The following is a 21197-nucleotide window of genomic DNA, read 5'->3' as shown; positions in this document are numbered from 1 at the left end:
GGAAGTCTTCATGCTATCTCGCTATCTTTACGACTGCAAATTAAAGTCGCTTGTGCATGCGAGTAGCCTGAATTATTAAAAAGAAAGATCTGCGGCGACTTGCGTATTCGATTCTGACTCTCATCTTCGCATTAAGACAAGGTTAAATTATCGCTCGAAAGGTATTCTTGATAAAACGCAAACTTCAGTAGACTGTCCACACAGAGCTTGTCTACTAATAAAAATTCCCCCACTATAGCTAGCGAGGGATTAAAAAAGATAGGGTACCGCAATGCCGTCTTGCCTCAGTTTTTGACCTGGTAAAAAACCAGGTGGGTACCGAACGCCTAACTTTAAGTTTCTGGGTACAAGCCCAGTTTACTGCCGTCAGACCTTATTGGCTCCCGAAAGTGACAAAGCATAGATCATAAAACATTATTGGCAGTCACCAACACCGCAGTACAACCTTTGATTATTCTAACCGGATAACTTTCAAAGTGGTAGCTTTAGCCAAACTTTTTCTAACTGAACTGCTCAGGCACCTCGTACCAGATGGCTTCGATCGTTTCGGTTAAGGTTAGGGCCTGTTGATACAGTTCAGCAGCAGAGGGGGCTTCGAGTAAAACGGTCACATGACCAAGCTTCCGCCCTGGACGGGACTGGGACTTACCGTACCAATGCACAACTGACTTTGGAATCGCGGCAAGGCGCTGACGTTTCTCGGAATAGTCGTGCTGGGCAGTTTCGTAGCCCAGCAGATTCACCATCACGGCTCCGCTAGACTTCAGAGCAGGATTGCCTAACGCTAGACCGCTAACAGCACGAAGCTGTTGCTCAAATTGGGAGGTAACGCAAGCATCGAGCGTGAAGTGCCCTGAGTTGTGGGTTCGAGGCGCAATTTCATTCACTAGAACTTGTTGATCCGCTGTAAGAAAGAATTCAATTCCAAAAATTCCCACCGCTTCCAGACGGCTCAGAATAGTTCGGGCAATGGCTTCAACATCAGCCGCAACCGATTGGGGAATATCCGCAGGCGCAATGACCCAATGACAGACTTGATGCTTCTGATGGGTTTCGACAATGGGATAGACCACGATTTCTCCCGTCTGCGATCGCGCGCCGATCGCGGCAAGTTCTCGCTCAAACGGAATGAATTCTTCAACTAGAAGCGGACAAGATTTAAGCGTTTGAAGGATGGCTTCCCAATCTGTTTGGTTTCTGACAATAAAGGTTCCCTGACCATCGTATCCATGACGACGCGTTTTTAGAACAACGGGAAACTGAGAGGATGAGTAGTCTTCAAGCCGCCAAAATTGCGGCGTCGGCAGGTTGCACTCCCGCAGAAAACAGCGCTGATCGTACTTATCTAGCAACGGTTTGAGTGTTTCTAAACGGGGACGAAAATCGATGTCTTGATGATCCAGTGCCTCTAGATTAACGAACTCGTTTTCAAAGGTGATGACATCTGTCTGGGCAGCGAGTTGAGCCGTTGCGGCGGCATCATCGACGGGTGCAAAGATGGTTTTGTGCGCGATCGCAACCGCCGGATCATCCTTGCTAGGCGTTTGCACCACCAATTCGATCCCTAACTTCTTGGCGGCGTCTGCCATCATCCAGGCTAGCTGTCCGCCCCCAATCACGCCAATCCGTTTAACCACCAATTGATCACCGCTCCCCCGTTCATTAAGAACACTTTCATCCCTCATCCTTCATCCCTCATCCCTCATTCTCAAGGACACCCTAACGATTCTCGTGTCTCCACTCCTGTTTTAGAATTCACGCCTGTTGCCACTTTACAGAGTTCTTTCGCCTGAGCGCGATCGAGAATCGCATCTGAAAAATCTGCACCTGCGATGTTAACATCCTGAAACTCACTGCGTAGCAAAATCGCATCGCTGAGATTGGCGTTGCTCAAGTCAACCCGAATAAAGAAAATTTGGTCGAGCATGGCTTGAGTCAGGGTTGCGCCGCTCAGATTCGTATCGGTCATGGTTGAAGCGCTCATTGCCGCGCCTGTGAGATCGGCATTAGAAAAATTGACCCGATTTAGGTTGGCGTTAGCAAATTCTGCCAGTCTCAGGGTTTGCCCAGAGAAATCTTGCCCTCGTAATTCAGCGTTGCCGTAGGAAACTGGAGGGCGATACTGCTCGGAGTAGCGTTTTCCAACGGGTGCGGGATCAGCCCATGCAGAAGTCATCAGGAGACAACCCATCATGATCCAGGCCAGCACAAACCCTGCAAGTTGTCTGAACACCATACCGTCACCTACAAGCAACACATTTCAGCTTATCGCATCGAGCTTGAGGGCGTTCACCTCCCAAAGCCGAGATAACCGCGTGGCGTAATCATACGATCGCAGTACATCTGCGTACTCTGATTGCCGATGAGAACCGTTGTCAGCATATCAATGGGTTCATCTAGCAGCTTTTCTAAAGTGGTGAAGCGGATCTCTTCATCTGGGCGATAGGCAGAGCGAACGAGAGCAACGGGAGTGGCGCGATCGCGATGCTGAAGAAAGATTTGTTGCGCGATCGCAATTTGTCCTGTGCGAGTTTGAGATTTGGGATTGTACAGCGCCGTCACAAAATCGGCTTGTGCTGCCGCCGTCAGTCGTTTCTCAATCACCTCCCAAGGCGTCAACAAATCGCTGAGACTGATGGCGCAAAAATCGTGCATTAACGGTGCGCCGACTCGCGCGGCTGTTGCTTGCAGTGCCGTAATGCCTGGAAACACTTGAACGTCGGGCGTTCCTGTCCACTCTTGGGCGCGGAGTTCTTCTAGCACCAAGCCTGCCATGCCATAGATGCCGCAATCGCCGGAAGAAATGACCGCGACCGTCAAGCCCCAATTAGCGAGTTGGATCGCACGTTCGGCTCGCTGTCGTTCTTGAGTGATCGGCAAGGCTTCGACGATCTGACCGGGACGCAGAATTGGAGCGACCAGATCGACATACAGAGAATAGCCAATCACGACATCAGCGTGCGCGATCGCGCTTTGAGCCGCAGGCGTAATTTGAGCAAGTTCTCCAGGTCCAATCCCGACTAGCCAAAGTTTTCCAGTGCGTCCGGTGTATTCTTGCGGCGATTGAGCAACGGCGATCGTCACTGCGCCCGGTTGTCCGGCTTGCCGAACGATCTGTTTTGGGATCAGAAGCGGCGGATGGGGATCAGATGAGGGATTGGTGTCAAGGAGTTTTGCCCCCGCTCTATCGGTTACAAAATCCGCTGCCAATAAATTTGCTGCTAATAGTGCGGCGGCCTCTGCTACGCTCGGCGTTCCAACTTCCGCCTCAACCACGTCGGACGGAGTTGGAACGTTGACTTTCCGGAGGTCTTCAGCCGAAAAGCATTTTAGGGGCAATGCGCAATCCTTCGGAGCTTGGCGGAGCCAATCGCGACAGAAATCGAGCAATCCCACTTCATCGGCTTTAAGATCGATCGTCGCAATGCCTGCGATCGCGCCTTCTGCCAAATGATGCGCCGCAAACACCTCTCGAATCGCTTGCCCAATCAACGCTTTCGATGTGCCTCGCTCACAGCCGATCCCCACCCACAGCACTCTTGGATGCCACTGCACCTTGCCCGAATCGGGCGCAAATCGCCGTTGAATCGCACTAATCCAAACTCGCGCGGTCGGCTCAAGCACCTCTTCTTGAACGGTTGCTGTGAATTCAGGAAAGCCAAATTGGAATGAATGATGCTTCGGTAAGTGCGAGCGCCACAGCGTAGATCCTGTTTCCTGAATCACCTGTACCGGATCTTGACGCGCGATCGCAGCGCTTACTCCCGTCCAGTCTCCCTCTCCTTTCGTCCAGCCATAGGGCACTCCTAAAACATCAATTCCAGGCAGCCCCAGCCGATTGGATGCTCCTGTTAAAACTGGGGTTGCACCAATCTGGAGGGCGATCAGTTGAGTCAGTCGATCTGCCCCTCCTTGATGCCCGCCGCACAAGCTAATCACAAACTTTCCAGCTTCATCAACCACGACCACCGCCGGATCAGTCTCTTTGTTCTGAAGCAACGGCGCAATCAGCCGCACCACTGCCCCGGTAGTTAAACAAAACACTAAACTTTTCTGCTGATCCCAAAGCTGAGCTAGATGATCTTGTAGGGGTTTCTGGTAAACTTGAATACACGAACTTTCAGAAGTTACAGAAGCAGGCACCCAGAGGGTGGTTTGCAACAATTCTGTTAGGACTTGTAAACGCTTTGCTCCGAGGGGAGTTGTTGCGATCGCGGCAAGTGGAAGAAATTCTTCAAACAAGGATGGTTCGGGGCTTTGTAAAGAACATTGAAAATCTTGACCGGCTCGGTTAGAGTCTGTGATGGTCAAGGCAAAATAATTCAGGGTGCGCTGACTGTGAACAAATCGCGTTTAGTGAGATATAGATCATGCGAGTCTCCAATCGTCACACCCTTCCCGTTGTACTGACATTAGCCGTAGGTGTGGTTGCTGCCGGGTGCGATGAAGCCCCTGATTCGGTCAGCGCCTATGCAGCCGATGATCGCTACGATGTTGGCTTAACCGATCCAGCCTACTACATTAACTTGGGTCAAGAATTGCGCAGCAGCAATAAGCCCGATGACGCCATTGAAGCGTACCGCAAAGCGATTCAAATTGATCTTAAAAGTGCGGCTGCCTATCACGGCTTAGGGGAGGTCTTGTCTCAACAGCATCGCTCTGAAGAAGCGATCGCGTCGTACCGCCGTGCGATCCAAATCAATCCTCAAGATGCTAGCGCCTACGATGGTATGGGAAATGCCCTTGCTGATCAAAAGCGCACCGAAGAAGCGATCGCGTCTTACCGTCGTGCCATTCAAGTAGATCCGAAAGACGGAACCGCTTACGCTGGATTGGGAAATGCGTTGATGGAGCAGCGGAAGATCTCAGAGGCGATCGCGGCTTACGAACAAGCGTTGGCAGTAGCCGACAAACCCAAACAAAACGTCAATGCTCGTACCTTGGCGCTGCTTGGATTGGGGCGGGCACTCTACGCGCAGGAAAAATGGGACGATGCGATCGCGCTATACCGCCGCGCGATTGAACTCAGCCCAACTTACACTTGGACTTACATCTACTTAGGGCACGCCCTAGTTGAGCAGAAACAATTTCAAGAAGCCAACCAGAATTATCAGCAAGCTCTCAAGCTTCCGAATGCGAAAAAGCTGAAGTTAGGAGACAGCCATGCCCTAGCGTACAACGGTTTAGGAATGGTGCTGCAACGCCAAGGTAAACTCCAACCTGCGATCCAGCAGTATGAGCAAGCCATTAGTCTAGATCTAAGCTACGAAACCGGACACAAAAATCTCAAAGGTGCAAGGCAGATGCTAACGAATCAAGCTCAGCAAGGTGCTGCCCCAAAGCGGGCGTAGTCGATAACTCAAGATAATTAGGTGCATCTCCAACACACCCATGTTTAGGACTTGATCGACTGGTTAAAAAGTGACTTTGGTTTTGTTGCACTATTCGTAAAAGTAAGAATAAAGTTCTTGCTCAGCAATGTATTTTGTTGCTTGTCTATAAATTGCTTTACAAGTACCAACATCTAGCTGCTTATGATTAGGCACAGTTAAAGTTTCATTGCTCTTCGCACCGACGCGCCGTAACTTAACATGGCTTCCTCTCTGACTATGAATTTGGAATCCAAATGCTTCTAAAATCTCAATAACTTCTGATCCCGTTAAGCGTTTGAGTCTAGGCATATTCTGGCTGTAACTCAAATGTAATTAGGAGAGAAGGTTTGGCAATTAACCCAAACTGGGTAGCGTCTTCATCTTCTAAATGCAAGGCAACTGCTTCGCGGAGATTATCAACTACTTCATCTAATGTGGCTCCTTGAGTCACAACAGAAATCTCCAAACATTCCGCAACATATCCTTGTTGCTCACCAAGCTGGATAATAGCTGTAATATGCTCTTTTAAATTCATCTAAATTCATCACGCATTCAATGCTTCTGTTAATTCTATTGTGTAGGGTTTGTTGTAATTAGTGCAAGGTTCGTCTGTGAAGCTATTGTGCCGTCCAATTCAAGATTCAAAAACAAAAACAGCGCGATCGTTTTGCGATCGCGCTGTTTCAAATTTCAGGTTCAGAATTGCTTAACTCTGAGCGTTTGACTTAGGAAGACTGGCAGCACTCTTCGCTAAATCTCCTGCAAGTTTCGAGACTGCTTTTTCAGGGGAAGCTTGCGCTGCGATCGGCGCTTTTGTTCGCCCTAATGCCTGTTGCAACATCGGCGTTTTGAGAACCGAATCATTCGCCAAGGTGAACAGAGGATTCGAGAGAATTCCTGCGATCGATGTTGCAATCAAGGCGGCCACTAAGCCAACCTGCAACGGACGCATTCCTGGCAGCGTCCAGTTGCTCGGTGGATAGTTCTTCACCGAGTCAGACATCTCTTGCGGCTCTTTCACCACCATCATCTTGACTACGCGGATGTAGTAGTAAATCGAGATCACGCTCGTCACTAGACCCAAAATCACCAACGGATACGCACCGGCTTGCCAACCTGCCCAGAACAAATACAGCTTACCGAAGAACCCGGCGAGGGGAGGAATACCGCCTAGCGAGAGCAGGCAAACGCTGAGTGCCAAGGTTAGCAAGGGATCTTTCTGATATAAACCAGAGTATTCGCTGATTTGGTCAGTTCCAGTTCTCAGCGAGAACAAGATCACGCAGGTAAACGCGCCCAAGTTCATAAACAGGTAAACCATCAGGTAGAACACCATGCTGGAATAGCCCGCATTCGTACCCAAAATTAACCCGATCATTACAAAGCCCGCTTGACCGATCGACGAGTACGCCAACAGTCGCTTCATACTCGTCTGTGCCAGCGCAACCACGTTGCCCAGCACCATACTGAGAACAGCTAACGCCGTCATGACAAACTGCCATTCCTCACTCACGAGCGGGAAGGCCGTGACGAGCAATCGAATCGCTAGAGCAAATCCAGCAGCTTTTGATCCCACCGACAGAAACGCTACGACTGGCGTTGGCGACCCTTCGTAGACATCCGGTGTCCACTGGTGGAAGGGAACAGCAGCAATTTTGAACGCAATGCCCGCGATCGCAAACACTAGCGCGATCACTAGCCCAATAGATTTATCCAAGCCAGCCGCCGCGATACCCGCTGAAATGGCACTGAGTCTGGTTTCTCCGCCTGACAATCCGTACAGCAGCGACGCGCCGTACAAGAAAATTGCCGAACTCGACGCTCCAATCAGCAAATACTTTAGCGCTGCCTCATTCGAGCGAGGATCGCGTTTTGTATAGCCCGTCAATAAATAAGAGGAAATACTGAGCGTTTCTAACGAAACATATACAGCGACCAGTTCATCCGAGCCAGACAGAAACATACCGCCTAAGGTGGCAGTAAGCAGGATTGTAATAAATTCTGCTAGAGAGGTGCCTGACTGAGCGACATAGCGAATCGACATGAGAATCGTTGTTGCCGCCGATAGAGCAATGATCCCCCGGAACACAACGCTGAGCGCATCGCCGTTAAATTCACCAATAAAGCTAATTGGGTTAGCGATATCCCATTGATAGAAGAGCGCTCCAACTGAGGCCAGCAGACCCGCGATCGCAATGTAGGGCGTCCACTGCATCGACGCTTGGCGTCCGATAATCAAATCGACCACCACAACCGTCATCAAGGTAACGATTACGATCGCCTCTGGTACGATCGTGCCAGCATTTAACTGAGCAGCAAGAGAAGCAAAATCCATAAAACGAAATCCAACTAAGCAGAATTAACGAAACTTTATGATGAACGCATCTAAAATTCCGTAGATCTGACGGTCATAGGTCCTCATAAGGGATTTTAGCGTGCAACCTCGTTTAGTTCCCGTTAAATGTCAAATCCCTTCTTTAGAGCCTAATCAATAGACTCTTCTAGCGTTATGGTCTAAAGTCTAGGTCTTGAGAACTCATTCAAGGCTCCATAGAATCAAAATCTGAATTTATCTAGGTGGTGGATCCGTTTCATTCCTTGGGTATGGTTATAAGTTAAGGAAGGGGCAGCCATGACTCATCTCTTTTCTAGTCCGTTTGTATAAATGATCATCTGAGTGATCCTCTGCTGTTGTCCAACCTACGCTGCTGGTCTTGACCCTCAGATTGGTTATCCGAACTCCACGATTATTCAGATTTGGTGCTATTGATGAGATAGACCTCTGAGCCTTTCCTTCTGTCGAACTGCGAATTTCTTCAACGAGACCCATGTCAACTCTTGTTATCGTCGAATCTCCAACCAAAGCAAAGACTATCCGCAACTACTTGCCGCGCGGCTATCGGGTAGAGGCGTCGATGGGACATGTGCGTGACTTGCCGCAATCGACGGGTGACGTTCCTGCCTCCATTACCGACAAGAAAGTGCGGGAGCTTGGGGTGAACGTTGAGGCGAACTTTGAGCCGATTTATCTAGTCCCCAAAGACAAGGCTAAGGTTGTCAAAACGCTGAAAGACGCGCTGAAAGATGCTGATGAACTGGTTCTCGCGACTGACGAAGACCGCGAGGGAGAGAGTATTAGCTGGCACTTATTGCAGCTTCTCAAGCCAAAAGTGCCTGTTAAGCGCATGGTCTTTCACGAAATTACAGAAGAGGCGATTCAGGAGGCAATTCAGAATTGCCGTCAGGTGGATGAGCGGCTGGTGCGAGCGCAGGAGACGCGGCGCATTCTCGATCGCTTGGTGGGCTATACTCTCTCGCCCCTCCTCTGGAAGAAGATTGCGTACGGTCTATCAGCAGGACGGGTGCAGTCCGTCGCCGTTCGCGTGTTGGTGAATCGCGAACGAGAACGCCGCGCCTTCCGCAAAGGAAGTTATTGGGATCTCAAAGCGCTGCTTGCCGTTGAAACGGACGCTAAAAGTAAAGCCAATAGCGAATTTGAAGCGAAGCTAGTTACGTTGGCAGGTCGCAAACTGGCAACCGGAGCCGATTTTGATGAATCCACCGGACAGGTTGCAGCGGGTCGAAACGTCGTGTTGCTTAGCGAAGCGGAAGCGCGATCGCTGCAAGAGCGCTTAGGGGACAAACAGTGGACGGTAACAGACTTAGAAGAACGTCCTGTGACGCGCAAACCTTCGCCGCCGTTTACTACTTCAACTCTGCAACAAGAGTCGAACCGTAAGCTTGGCTTGTCGGCTCGCGACACGATGCGGACGGCGCAAAGCTTGTATGAGCAAGGCTACATCACATATATGCGAACCGACTCGGTGCATCTGTCGGGTCAAGCGATCGCAGCGGCTCGGAGTTGTGTTGAAGCCATGTACGGCACACCTTACCTGAGTCCTCAGCCTCGCCAATACACAACCAAGAGCAAAGGCGCACAGGAAGCGCACGAGGCAATTCGCCCCTCTGGAAGCACCTTCCGGACTCCCCGCGAAACGGGTTTGAAAGGACGAGAGTTTCAACTCTACGATCTGATTTGGAAGCGCACGGTGGCAACCCAGATGGCAGAAGCGCGTCAAACGCAGATCACAGTTCAAATTGGGGTAGAAGATGCAGGCTTCCGCGCCAGCGGCAAGCGCATTGATTTCCCCGGATTTTTCCGAGCGTATGTCGAAGGATCAGATGATCCCAATGCCGCGATCGAAGATCAAGAACTCATTCTGCCCGCGATGCGATCAGGGGATCATCCCGACTGTCGAAATTTGGATGCGATCGGGCACGAAACTCAACCGCCCGCCCGCTTTACCGAAGCTTCTTTGGTGAAGACGTTGGAAAGTGAAGGCATTGGGCGACCGAGTACCTACGCCAGCATCATTAGCACCATTATTGACAAAGGTTACACTCAACTTGTTGGCAGTGCTTTGATCCCGACTTTTACCGCGTTTGCCGTCACAGATCTACTCGAAAAGCACTTCCCGGATATTGTCGATCCAAAATTTACCTCCAAGATGGAGCAAAAACTGGACGATATTGCTGATGGAGATATTGATTGGCTGCCGTACCTGCGAGAGTTTTATCTCGGCAATACAGGACTCGAAACTCAAGTGCGCGATCGAGAAAGCAACATCGATCCCAAAGACGCCCGCACCATTCACCTTAACGATCTAGCGGCCAAGATCCGCATTAGCAAGACTGGCGCTTACATCGAATCCGAAAGCGGCAACATTAACCTTCCTAAAGATCTACCGCCTGCTGATCTCAATGCCGAGAAGGTTGAGGTCTTGCTGAAAGGACCCAGCAAACTTGGGCTGCATCCTGAGACGGGGGAGCCGATTTATGTCAAGTTAGGACCCTACGGACATTACATTCAGCTTGGCGACAAAACTGACGAGAACCCGAAACCTAAAAACGTGTCCCTGCCGAAAGGCGTGAATCCAGAGAACGTCACGATGGAGCAAGCGCTGGGGTTGCTGTCCTTACCTCGCATGCTGGGTATGCACCCAGACACAGGTAGAAAGGTTCAGGCCGCGATCGGTCCTTATGGTCCGTACGTTGTTCATGATGTGGGCAAAGACGAGGAGACGGGCAAACCAAAGAAAGACTATCGATCGCTCAAAGCAGGCGATAACGTGATTACCATTACCTTTGAGCGTGCCCTAGAAATGCTGGCAGAACCGAAAGCGGTACGGGGCAAGCGGGGGGCTGCAAAACCGCTTCGTGAGCTAGGCGGACACCCAGAGGATGATGAACCCGTTAATGTTTACGATGGTCCCTACGGCGCGTACATCAAGCACGGCAAAGTGAATGCGTCTGTCCCCGAAGGGCAGACCGTCGAGTCGTTGACGATGGATATGGCAGTGGAGGCGTTGTCTGCCAAAGCAGGTACGAAGAGCAAAGGGCGCAAGTCGTCTAAAACCTCGGCTAAGTCGGGCGGAACGGCGAAGACAACCGCGAAGAAGTCCAGCACGACAAAAACGGCGGCGAAGACTACGACTAAGAAGTCGACGGCTAAAAAATCGACGACCAAAACGGCTGCTGCAAAGAAGACAACTAGTACCCGAAAAAAGGTTCAAACGCCTGAGTGATCTGGCTCTAACTAGTCGTGGGAGATCACCTCGAAGCAGGAGCGTTAGTTCTATTAGCTTGTGACCCTAACAAAACTTGTGATTGCGCGAATAAAACCAGGTTTTGCTTCGACAAGATCAGGTTTTGTCGCGATGAAAGCAAATTTTGTTCGGATGAAATAAGGTTTTGTGACAACGCGACCAGGTTTTGTCGTGATGAAACTTGGTTTTGTTCAAATGAACTCTGCGATCGCTTTGCAAGCTCCAAAGGATCACACGGAGCAAATCAAAGTTCGTGCGAATTGAGCTACTCGCAGTTTGCACAATCTACTTTACGGCTTGCTCAACAAATTGCTGAACAACCTGGGTGTACTCCTTAGCCATGTGGTTGTCATGTCCTCCGTCTGGAATGATCAACAGTTGTTTAGAATTAGAGGCTGCCGCAGCGTATAAACTCTTTCCCATCTCAGTAGGAATTTGTAGATCTTTAGTACCTTGAATAATGAGAACGGGCATTTTTATAGATTTCATTTTCTCTTGTGACTCAAATTTTTGTCCTAATAACAATTCGACTGGAAATAGCCAGTACAAACCAAGCCGCTTAGTCATATCACGCATACTTGTAAACGAGCTTTGTACAATTAATGCTGCGGCTTCTGGATGCTTGGCAGCGAGATCAATTGCGATCGCTCCACCTACAGAATGACCATAGATAATGATCTGAGTTGAAGGAACCTTGCGCATTTGGGTTAAATAATTCCAAGCTGCTTGAGCATCCTCGTAAACTTGAGATTCAGTTGGAAATTTTCCTTCACTTTGACCAAAGCCTCGGTAGTCAAACAAGAAAATGGAGTAACCCAGTTTGTGAAATTGCAATGCTTGACTAACGTTTGCGCCGATGTTAACTGCATTGTGATGAAGGTACAACATCACGGGAGCACCAGGTTTCTGAGCAGGAATCCACCAACCATGTAGCCGTTCAACCTTGCCATCTGATGTTGAAATGGGAATCCAAACGTCTTCGTATTTAAGTTGATAAAGCTTTGGAGTGTGTTCTAAATCATGGAAGGGAATGAAAATGAGACGCTGTTGTTGAAAGTAAAGAGCAACGCAGATCAACCCATAAAAGATTGAAAATCGCAGCAAAAACTTTCGCGATCGCTTGCCCATCAATCTAGCCATTCAACATCTCGCCAGAAACTTTATCACTGCACTTTATCATTGATGTTCGTAATTTTTGACAAAGCAAAAAATGGGTGGAAATTTTCCACCCTACTTGCAGAGTTTAACTGCGTGTTGTTGCGTTGTCAGCACTTCAGATGGCAACCGCTTAAACTCTAGGCGCTCTGTTTCGCCCACATTGACACAGATCGTGTCGCTGTCAATGACTCACCGCGTAAAATTTGCTTGGCGATCGCGTTGAAATTATCTTTAATAAACCTGAAGAAATTAATATTCTACTGACGGTAAAGGAATTTCATCGTGGAATTCAAAAGCTGTCTCTAACCAAGCCTCTTTTGCATCTTGGATATTGCTTATTGCTTCTTCTAGCGTCTCACCTTGAGAGATGCATCCTGGAAGATCCTTGATCATCACAGTGTATCCACCATCAGATTCTGGATAAAGGGTAATGGCATAGTTTAGGTTGATGTAATCTTCTAAAGAGTTAAGCTTCTCCTTAATCTTCTGGCTCATCCTGCCATTCCTCCAACTTTAACAATGCAGCGATTTGCTTAATGTATACTCCTTTCACCATTCTCCCGCCTGTTTTTGGCACTGTAATCTTCAGCCCATCAAAATTACGAAATGTATGGTGACTTCCTTTTGAACGCATTTCCTTAACTCTGAACACTTAAGAGATGGTAAACAGTATCAAATTTTTGGTGGTTCCCGCTTGAACTGCTCGATTAGCTTATCGAGTTTATTTACAAAAACGAGTTATTTATCATCGGAATCTGTCTCAGATGCACCTTCAAGCAAGTGTTGCCTAGCAGCAGTTAAATATTGTTTTTCATGTTCAGCACTAGTTAAAAATTGCTTACCATTCACAGTAACTTTAGATTCACCAGAAAAGAGATAGTTCAGCCGATGCCCTAATGTGATGCCTGATTTCTGCAACTGTTCTTTCATCTCAGTTGTGTCAATACCAGCTTCATCTAACTTTTGTTGAAGATGAAGTACAGCTTCTATTGCTTGAGCATTTTTCGGAATTTCAGCAAGCTTACCTTCTGAAGTATGTTTTCTGTAGAAAAAATCAACAACATCACGAATGCAAGAGGTAAGAAACTTAATGACTTCGCTATTGCCGAGAATTCCTATGTGAAGGCTGCCTGTTTCAATCTTAATTACTCGAAGTGGAAAATCTGTTTCTGAGATTTCTAGAAGCTGACACACTTCTGAGTAAATTTGCCGAATCGCTTCTAGCTTTTCTACTACTTCTGCGTAAAGGTAGTCAGAATTTAGAAAAAGCGAAAGCTGTTCAAGTTCTGAGTGATCATACTCAGCTTGAGGAAGCAACTTTGAGATGGTCAATTGAGTCTGAGCTTCAAAGTTCTCTAAAGTTATAGAAAATCTGCTTGAAGCATCTATGAGTGCCCAGATTGCAGAGTCTTGATATCCTTGAAGGGCTTGCTGATATTTATTTCTAAATAAATTAAATAGGGAAACAAGTCGACCAAAAAATTCTTCACCTTGAAAATCTTTCTCTACTAAGTCAAGGGCATTTTTTATGTCTCGAAGCTCATCATATACTGCTCCAATATCAGCACTTTGCAGAAAAGAACGAGCTGAGTAGATTTGGGTTAAATAATCGTTTCTAGAGAGATTAAATTTACTAATATCCCCGCCAGCTAACAAAATTTTATTGGCAATCTCATTTGTTTTTTGTTCATATGAAGTCAATCTCGAATCACTGCTATTAAACTTTTAGAGTTAGCAATTGCTTGCTGAATTGTGTTGAGTCTTTCTACAATCTGATATGAATTCATTAAATCTTACTCATTAGCATATACGGCAAAAGATTGTAAGGTAATTTTACATATGAAGTCAATTCTCGAATCACTGCTATTGAACTTTCAGAGTTGGCAATTACTTGCTGAATTGTGTTGAGTCTTTCTACAATTGGATACGGATTCATTAGATCTTACTCATTAGCATATACAGCAAAAGATTGTAAGGTGATTTTACATATGAACTAGCTAATCCTCTTCCAAGATAGTCAAGGCCGATATTCGTGTCTAGGACAAACTTCGGCTGTTTATTCCCATTCATTTCTGATTCTGCGCTGATACTTTAAGGGATCTTCTGTTAGCTGAAGAATGCCTTCAAATTCACTAATATCATCTGGGGTCTCATCTTCAAGCTGATAGTCCTCCAAAATCTTCTCAATTTGTTGCCAATCTTGGTAATTAATTAGAACCGCGATCGGTTGCATCGTCTCATCAGTAACGATTTTCTTTTTGAAAGACAACATACTCCCTTCCTCAAATGACAGATATGAACATGACTTAAAAAAATGGGATGAGTGTGTCACCCATCCCATTCGTATCACAATTATTGAGTTGTCAGCACTTCAGACGGCAATCGCTTAAACTCTAGCCGCTCCGTCTCACCCACATCGACAAAGATGGTATCTCCATCCGTATATTCGCCGCGTAGGATCTGCTTCGCGATCGCAGTTTCCAACTCCCTCTGAATCGCTCGCTTCAGGGGACGCGCTCCGTAGACCGGATCGAAGCCCAGATCTGCCAAGAAATCGAGCGCCGAATCTGACAATTTGAGCGACATCTTCCGCTCTGCCAACCGTTGCTCCAATCGCTTGATTTGAATCTTGACGATCTCACGAAGCTCCGACTTCTGCAAGCTGTGGAAGATGATCGTGTCATCAATCCGGTTTAGGAACTCTGGACGGAAACTGGCTCGCATTGCTTCCATCACCCGCGATCTCATCTCTGGGTAACGCGCATCATCGCCGCCGTACTCAAAGATGTATTGCGATCCAATATTGGAAGTCATGATGATGATTGTGTTTTTGAAGTCCACCGTGCGACCTTGAGAATCAGTGACGCGACCATCATCGAGAATTTGCAACATCACGTTGAACACGTCAGGATGCGCTTTCTCAATTTCATCAAACAGAATCACAGAATACGGACGGCGACGAATGGCTTCGGTTAACTGTCCGCCTTCTTCGTATCCGACATATCCCGGAGGCGCACCGATCAGGCGAGACACGGCGTGCTTCTCCATGTACTCTGACATGTCGATCCGCACCATCGCTTCTTCGGTGTCAAACAGGTAAGACGCCAGCGCTTTGGCAAGCTCGGTTTTACCCACACCCGTGGGACCTAGAAAGATGAAACTGGCAGTCGGACGGTTTGGATCGGCAAGTCCGGCTCGCGATCGCTGAATGGCATCGGCAACGGCGGTCACAGCTTCATCCTGTCCAATCACGCGCTTGTGTAACACATCTTCCAGGTGCAGCAGTTTCTGCATCTCCGATTCGACCAATTTACTCACCGGAATGCCTGTCCACTTGGAAATGATCTCGGCAATGTCGGCTTCGGTCACTTCTTCTCGCAGCAGGGTTTTTCCACTTTTCTGCGTCTGCAAAAGCTGTGATTCAGCTTCTTGCAATCGGCGGTTCAAGTCGGTCAATTTGCCGTACTTCAGTTCGGCAGCACGATTGAGATCATAATCTCGCTCGGCTTGCTGAACTTCAATGTTGACCCGATCGATCTCTTCTTTCAGCGTCCGCAACTGATCAATGATGCTTTTTTCGGCTTGCCATTGAGCGTTGAAGCGGCTTTGCTCTTCTTTAAGATCGGCGAGTTCTCGGTCAAGTCGTTCTAAGCGATCGCGTGAAGCGTTGTCGTATTCATTTTGTAGCGACAAGCGCTCCATTTCCATTTGCAGGATTTTGCGATCAACTTCATCTAGCTCTTCTGGCTTCGATGTGATCTCCATTTTTAGTTTGGCCGCCGCTTCGTCTACCAAGTCAATCGCTTTATCAGGTAGGAAACGATCGCTGATGTATCGATTGGATAAGGTCGCTGCGGCAACTAATGAGCTATCAGAAATCTTGACGCCGTGGTGGACTTCATAGCGCTCTTTTAACCCCCGCAGGATCGAGATCGTATCTTCCACAGAGGGCTGACCGACGAAAACCTGTTGGAAACGTCGTTCAAGTGCCGCATCTTTTTCGATGTATTTGCGATATTCATCCAATGTGGTTGCACCAACGCAACGCAATTCTCCCCGCGCCAACATCGGCTTGAGCAAGTTGCCAGCATCCATTGCGCCTTGGGTTGCGCCTGCGCCCACAACAGTATGAATTTCGTCGATAAACAGAATGATCGCCCCGCGTGAATCTGTGACTTCTTTCAGAACGGCTTTTAAGCGCTCCTCAAATTCACCGCGATATTTTGCCCCTGCGATCAAAGAACCCATATCGAGCGCAATCAGTTTGCGATCGCGCAACGACTCTGGCACATCTCCATTGATGATTCGTTGCGCCAAACCTTCCGCGATCGCGGTTTTTCCAACGCCCGGTTCGCCAATTAGCACCGGATTATTCTTTGTCCGTCGAGACAGAATTTGAATCGTGCGGCGAATTTCGTCGTCTCGTCCAATCACCGGATCGAGTTTGCCTTGCCGCGCATAGTCGGTCAAGTCTCGTCCGTATTTCTCCAATGATTCGTACTTGTTTTCAGGCGTTTGATCCGTCACTTTTTGATTACCCCGAACCTGCGCGATCGCGTCTTTTAGTTTTGCTTCAGTAATTCTAAATTCTGCCAAAAGCCCTTTGCCAAATCGTTCGTCTTTGGCATAGCCCAGCAGTAAGTGTTCGATTGAAATAAAATCGTCGCCAAACTGCTTACGATAGTCTTCAGCGCGATCAAGCAAGGTGTCGGTGCTGCGTCCTAAATACACCGACGATCCGCTGCCAGAAACTTTAGGCTGACGATTGATATGTTCGTCGGCGCGATCGCGCAACTGCTGCACGTTGACGCCAAGTTTATTAAAAATGCTGGCGGCTAAGCCATCTTGTTCGAGCAGCGCTTTTAGCAAGTGTTCTGTTTCGATCTGCTGTTGCTGCACCTGCTTGACAATTTCTGGGGTGCGAACGATCGCTTCCCAGGCTTTTTCGGTGAATTTATTGGGATCGGTTGGCTGCATCGCGTTCCCCTCTGAATCATCACGTTTAAATCTTGATATCGCCATTGTAGAGAAGGTAGCGCGATTCGGAAGATCGGTGTTTACACCTCTTCAAAGGGGAATTGCCGAAATAAGCGAAAGCTGCTTGGTAGGATGCTTTCACCGCAATCATATGAACTCCCGTAAAACCGACTGAAGCTCAAGTCTTAATCATTAATGCCCTGCAACTCTTAAATCTGCTGAAATACGATTGATAAGACGACAGCAAAAGCAACATTGACTCAGGTTGCTGATGAAAATACGAAATAACACGATCGCGGCTAAAACAAACGATGAAACCGACTGTGATTTGGATAGTGGCGATCGCAAGCGGCGCAACAGTCGCAAACCTCTACTACAACGAGCCGCTACTTGTGGTGATTGGGCAAAGTTTTCAAGCTTCAGCCGCCCAAGTCGGATTTATTCCAATGCGCTGTATATCACGTTTTATTTTGTGGGAGGAGCGTTAGAGTCTTACATAGGCGCGTATGGTTGGAGCCGCAGCTATTGGAGTGGGGTTTGTGGTTTGAGTTTAGGGCTACTCGCGATCGCATTTGTCGTCTTCTTTCGAGGCAAGCAGATTGTTTCTTCTTAAATTGTCTTCTTAAATTGACTGAGCAACTTTAATGGGCAGGCGGCGCTTTTGCTCCTGTTCCTTTACCTAAAAGAAACAGCAATGGTAATGAACACAGAAATGCAACTCCAACGACCCGAAAAATATCAGCGAATGACAAGACGGCGGCTTGCGTGTTTACGATCTGTTGCAAGACTGCGATCGCCTGTTGATGAGCCGTTGTCGAATCGCTGCCCTGATGTTGCAGTGCCCCTGTTAGAGCATTCAGCCGTTCATTAGTCGCTGGACTATAAGGACTAAGATCTGACTGCAACACAAATCGATGAAAGGCTTCACGGCGATCTAGCAGCGTGGTCAGCAGCGCGATTCCGATACTGCCGCCTAGCTGTCGAGTCAAGTTATAAAATCCAGATCCTGCTGAGATCAGGTGTTTGGGTAACGATCCTAACGTTGCCAAACTCAAGGGCAAAAACATCAAGACTGTAAACGCGCCTCGTCCGAGCAGAGGCATAAATAGCTGATCGGCTCCCGTCTGAGGGTTAATATCCGACAGTTGAAACATGACGCCTGCGGTTCCTACTGCCCCCATCGCGATCAGAAAGCGAGCATCAATTTTGCCCGACACCTTGCCGAGTAAAATCATGACGATCGCAGAGGCTAACGCACCCGGAGCCAGCAATTCGCCCGTCTGAGTAGCCGTGAAGTGGAGGACGCTTTGCGTAAAAATCGGAACGGCAAACAGTGCGCCGTAAAGCCCCATTCCTACGATCGCTGAGTACACGCTTCCCGCTGCCAGCGATCGATGCCGCAACACCCGTAAATCCACAGCAGGATAATCTGTACTCAATTCTCGCCAGATAAACAAACCCAATCCCACAGCGCTTGAGAGTGCCAGCGCTACGATTTCTCCCGAATTAAACCAATCGTTCTTCTCACCCTCTTCGAGAAACGTTTGCAAGCTGCCGACCGCCAGAATCAAAAATCCGATGCCCCACCAGTCCACAGCTTGATGTTGGGTCGTCTGTTTGTGGTCTTTGGGCAGAAACAGCCAAGACATCACTACTGCTAAAATGCCGAACGGCAAGTTGATAAAGAAGATCCAGCGCCAGCCTAAACTATCAGTGAGATAGCCCCCTAGCGTCGGACCAATTGCCGGACCTGCAATCACGCCAACCCCAAATACGGCTTGTGCCAGTCCTTGCTCTGCGGGCGGAAAGGTTTCAAACAAAATTGCTTGCGCCTTGGCTAGCAATCCTCCCCCAAATAATCCTTGAGCAATGCGAGCAAAAATCAGCATGGGCAGATTTGCTGAAAGCCCACACACAATAGAAGCTGCCGTAAATCCAACGAGTGAGAAAACAAAGTAAGTTTTGCGCCCGAAATAATCTCCCAACCAAGCGGACAGCGGAATCATGATGACATTTGCAACCCCGTATCCGGTTACAACCCATCCCACTTCACTGACGGTTGCACCTAAGCTGGCTTGAACCTCCGTGAGAGCAACGTTAACAATACTGGTGTCAATGACTTCAAGAATTGCACCGAGGGAAGCTGAAAATGCGATCGCCCACTTTAACGGCCCTTGAATATAACCAGCCGGAGAAATTGACGCTGGATCAGATAATTTGGATGCCATGAAGAACTCTGAGAGGAAAGGTAAGAATCAAAAATGAACAAATCGGTGAATGAAACTTGAGGAACGGTGTCCTTGCTTACGTTGACTTCTCAGTGTCTAAGATTTCTCGTCTAAGATTTTTCAACGTCTAAAGGAGTCACAAATGCGGCAGAAGAGGCACTCACTCCCCGAACAAACAGATCAACACACTGATCGATGTAAGTCTCTCGGCTGTAATCCAAGGGTATTGAAGCTGCACTTCGCCGTAGCATTCCCGCTAGTAGCATTCCGGTAAACGAATCGACAGCAGCAGCTAAATCAAGATCAGCCCGAACCGTGCCATTGCCTTGTCCTTGCTGAAGATAAACAATTAGCTTTTCACGCAACCCTTGAGCCGCTTCCTGTAAGATTTGTCGCGCCGCTTCTGGATGCCGTCTCGCTTCCCCAATAAACGTGCGAACGAGGTCTTCATGGGCTTCTAGAGTGTTATTGAACAACCAAGCGTAATGCTTTAAGTCAATAAAAAGATTCTGCGTCCATTCATCTTGATTCGTCAGTGCCTCTATTTGCAGCGCACTCACATGTTGCACAACAGCTTCAAGGAGTTGCTCTTTGCTCTGAAAGTGTCGAAATAGCGTGACTTCATTCACACCCGCAACTCGTGCGATTTCGCGGGTTGTCGCTCCTGTGATCCCCGCCTGTGCAAACACTTTAAGGGCAGCGTCTAACAGGCGATCGCGAGTTTGTTCACGTTTGGAGCGAGTCTTTTCCATGATTACTAAACACCGTGATTAGTGTGCAAGTGCTTACTTGCATATTAGCTTGAACTACTCACATTTCAGAATGAGCCACTCTAGAATCTGTCCTAAGGGGAATATCTAAATCAGAAGATCAGCAGGAGTATAGACGTGTGAGGAGTTAAAGAGCGAATAAGAAAAGCCCCTGGAGTCGAAACACGGACAGACGCCCAAGGGCTTTTCTCTTTACTAGGCATTGTAATTAGCGCAAGGCATAACTTTATAGGAAAGGCTTCGCAAGCTCAAAAGAGTTCTTTAAAGCGAAATCCAGAAGTTTGCTAGAGCTTACTTAAAATAAATGCTGCCAGAAAGCCACACACCGTAATTAGCCCTGCAAAATTGTGCGTGTACTCAAACGCTTCTGGAATCATTGTGTCTGCAATCATCGATAGAATTGCGCCCGCCGCGATCGCATTAGTTGCCGCCACCACTTCTACTGAGACATGGCTAAAGACAACGTACCCAAATGCAGATGCTAGTCCAGACAACGCCGCGATCGCGCCCCAAATGCCAAATACATATTGGATTGATCGCTCCGCTTTCTTCATCCCGGCAGCGCTCGATAATCCTTCTGGGACATTCGATAGAAACACCGCCGCCACTGTAACCCAGTTGACCACACCGCCGCTAATCAAACTGACCCCGATCACAATCGATTCAGGAATGCCGTCGAGAAGAGCACCAAGCGCGATCGCCAAACCGCTTCCTTGATCTTCAGCTTCAGACGGTTGGCGGCTCGTAGAGCGTTTGCGGTGTTTTGCTCCCTGCTTTGCCAAGATCAAATTTGCGATCGTATAGACTACTGAGCCTGACAGAAAGCCAATTGCTGTAGAGTCAAAACCACCCTCTTTGTAGGCTTCGTCCATCAACTCAAACGCGAGTGCAGAAATCAACACCCCTGACCCGAATGCCATGATTCCTGCAATCAGTCGTTGAGGCAACCGCACGAAATAACCGACAAACGCCCCCAGCACTAGTGCCGATCCACCAAGCAATCCCCAAAGACCTGCAACTAAGGCACTCGATGACATTGTTCTATTTTTACGAATGCCTTGATGATAGGGCTATCGGTGAGCATTA

17 protein-coding genes and 1 other RNA gene are annotated in these 21197 nt (G+C 48.2%); 3 read left to right on the top strand and 15 right to left on the bottom strand.

Translation table 11 applies throughout. The annotated features are described in order from the left end of the window. Nucleotides 1-259: 259 nt before the first annotated feature. From ssrS to cobJ, 4 genes are all read right to left on the bottom strand, one after another. A non-coding RNA gene (gene ssrS / locus AC5JLB_RS17830) (6S RNA) lies at nucleotides 260-445 on the bottom strand. Nucleotides 446-500: 55 nt separating this feature from the next. Then, entirely contained in the window at nucleotides 501-1685 is a 1185-nt protein-coding gene (locus AC5JLB_RS17825; protein ID WP_495875169.1) for a 5-(carboxyamino)imidazole ribonucleotide synthase, read from the bottom strand. A gap of 23 nt (nucleotides 1686-1708) precedes the next feature. Beyond that, a complete protein-coding gene (locus tag AC5JLB_RS17820; RefSeq protein ID WP_495875168.1) occupies nucleotides 1709-2236 on the bottom strand; it encodes a pentapeptide repeat-containing protein in 528 nt (175 codons plus the stop codon). Between the two features lie 53 nt (nucleotides 2237-2289). Next, nucleotides 2290-4311 (bottom strand): precorrin-3B C(17)-methyltransferase, encoded by a 2022-nt coding sequence (cobJ, locus tag AC5JLB_RS17815; protein WP_495875167.1) that lies wholly within the window; start codon nucleotides 4309-4311, stop codon nucleotides 2290-2292. Between the two features lie 59 nt (nucleotides 4312-4370). On the opposite strand from cobJ, the gene AC5JLB_RS17810 reads away from it, so the two are divergent. Beyond that, nucleotides 4371-5351: a tetratricopeptide repeat protein gene (locus tag AC5JLB_RS17810; RefSeq protein WP_495875166.1), complete on the top strand. Its 981-nt coding sequence runs from the start codon at nucleotides 4371-4373 to the stop codon at nucleotides 5349-5351. 90 nt (nucleotides 5352-5441) lie between these two features. Here AC5JLB_RS17810 and AC5JLB_RS17805 read toward each other — a convergent pair whose 3' ends face one another. The 3 genes from AC5JLB_RS17805 to AC5JLB_RS17795 form a co-directional block, all read right to left on the bottom strand. Further along, a complete protein-coding gene (locus AC5JLB_RS17805) occupies nucleotides 5442-5681 on the bottom strand; it encodes a type II toxin-antitoxin system HicA family toxin (protein ID WP_495875165.1) in 240 nt (79 codons plus the stop codon). After that, nucleotides 5674-5907 carry a type II toxin-antitoxin system HicB family antitoxin gene (locus tag AC5JLB_RS17800; RefSeq protein ID WP_495875164.1) on the bottom strand — a complete coding sequence of 78 codons (234 nt, stop codon included), beginning with the start codon at nucleotides 5905-5907 and terminating at the stop codon, nucleotides 5674-5676. The genes AC5JLB_RS17805 and AC5JLB_RS17800 overlap by 8 nt, the downstream gene beginning before the upstream one ends. A 171-nt stretch (nucleotides 5908-6078) precedes the next feature. Further along, a complete protein-coding gene (locus tag AC5JLB_RS17795; RefSeq protein WP_495875163.1) occupies nucleotides 6079-7707 on the bottom strand; it encodes an NAD(P)H-quinone oxidoreductase subunit N in 1629 nt (542 codons plus the stop codon). A gap of 493 nt (nucleotides 7708-8200) precedes the next feature. On the opposite strand from AC5JLB_RS17795, the gene topA reads away from it, so the two are divergent. Then, complete coding sequence (gene topA / locus AC5JLB_RS17790; RefSeq protein WP_495875162.1) at nucleotides 8201-10957, top strand: type I DNA topoisomerase; 2757 nt, start codon at nucleotides 8201-8203, stop codon at nucleotides 10955-10957. Nucleotides 10958-11263: 306 nt separating this feature from the next. Here topA and AC5JLB_RS17785 read toward each other — a convergent pair whose 3' ends face one another. From AC5JLB_RS17785 to clpB, 5 genes are all read right to left on the bottom strand, one after another. Continuing rightward, a complete protein-coding gene (locus AC5JLB_RS17785; protein WP_495875161.1) occupies nucleotides 11264-12118 on the bottom strand; it encodes an alpha/beta hydrolase in 855 nt (284 codons plus the stop codon). 267 nt (nucleotides 12119-12385) lie between these two features. Then, the gene (locus AC5JLB_RS17780) at nucleotides 12386-12631 is read right to left on the bottom strand and encodes a type II toxin-antitoxin system HicB family antitoxin (RefSeq protein ID WP_495875160.1); all 246 of its coding nucleotides are present in this window, start codon (nucleotides 12629-12631) and stop codon (nucleotides 12386-12388) included. Between the two features lie 243 nt (nucleotides 12632-12874). Further along, the gene (locus AC5JLB_RS17775; RefSeq protein WP_495875159.1) at nucleotides 12875-13837 is read right to left on the bottom strand and encodes a hypothetical protein; all 963 of its coding nucleotides are present in this window, start codon (nucleotides 13835-13837) and stop codon (nucleotides 12875-12877) included. A gap of 355 nt (nucleotides 13838-14192) precedes the next feature. After that, nucleotides 14193-14408: a RelB antitoxin-like protein gene (locus tag AC5JLB_RS17770; protein WP_495875158.1), complete on the bottom strand. Its 216-nt coding sequence runs from the start codon at nucleotides 14406-14408 to the stop codon at nucleotides 14193-14195. Between the two features lie 80 nt (nucleotides 14409-14488). After that, a complete protein-coding gene (gene clpB / locus AC5JLB_RS17765) occupies nucleotides 14489-17113 on the bottom strand; it encodes an ATP-dependent chaperone ClpB (RefSeq protein WP_495875157.1) in 2625 nt (874 codons plus the stop codon). 271 nt (nucleotides 17114-17384) lie between these two features. Here clpB and AC5JLB_RS17760 point away from each other — a divergent pair, with 271 nt between their 5' ends. Next, a complete protein-coding gene (locus AC5JLB_RS17760; RefSeq protein WP_495875156.1) occupies nucleotides 17385-17726 on the top strand; it encodes a hypothetical protein in 342 nt (113 codons plus the stop codon). Between the two features lie 28 nt (nucleotides 17727-17754). On the opposite strand, the gene AC5JLB_RS17755 is transcribed toward AC5JLB_RS17760, so the two are convergent. The 3 genes from AC5JLB_RS17755 to AC5JLB_RS17745 form a co-directional block, all read right to left on the bottom strand. After that, nucleotides 17755-19341: a DHA2 family efflux MFS transporter permease subunit gene (locus tag AC5JLB_RS17755; RefSeq protein ID WP_495875155.1), complete on the bottom strand. Its 1587-nt coding sequence runs from the start codon at nucleotides 19339-19341 to the stop codon at nucleotides 17755-17757. A 110-nt stretch (nucleotides 19342-19451) separates the two neighbouring features. Beyond that, nucleotides 19452-20093, bottom strand: coding sequence for a TetR/AcrR family transcriptional regulator (locus tag AC5JLB_RS17750; RefSeq protein WP_495875154.1), 642 nt, complete (start codon nucleotides 20091-20093; stop codon nucleotides 19452-19454). Between the two features lie 302 nt (nucleotides 20094-20395). Then, nucleotides 20396-21148: a ZIP family metal transporter gene (locus tag AC5JLB_RS17745; protein WP_495875153.1), complete on the bottom strand. Its 753-nt coding sequence runs from the start codon at nucleotides 21146-21148 to the stop codon at nucleotides 20396-20398. Nucleotides 21149-21197 lie beyond the last annotated feature (49 nt).

This window comes from Myxacorys chilensis (assembly GCF_059505265.1).
The sequence above is the reverse complement of the archived record's forward strand: the minus strand, read 5'-3'. Positions and strand labels throughout refer to the sequence as shown.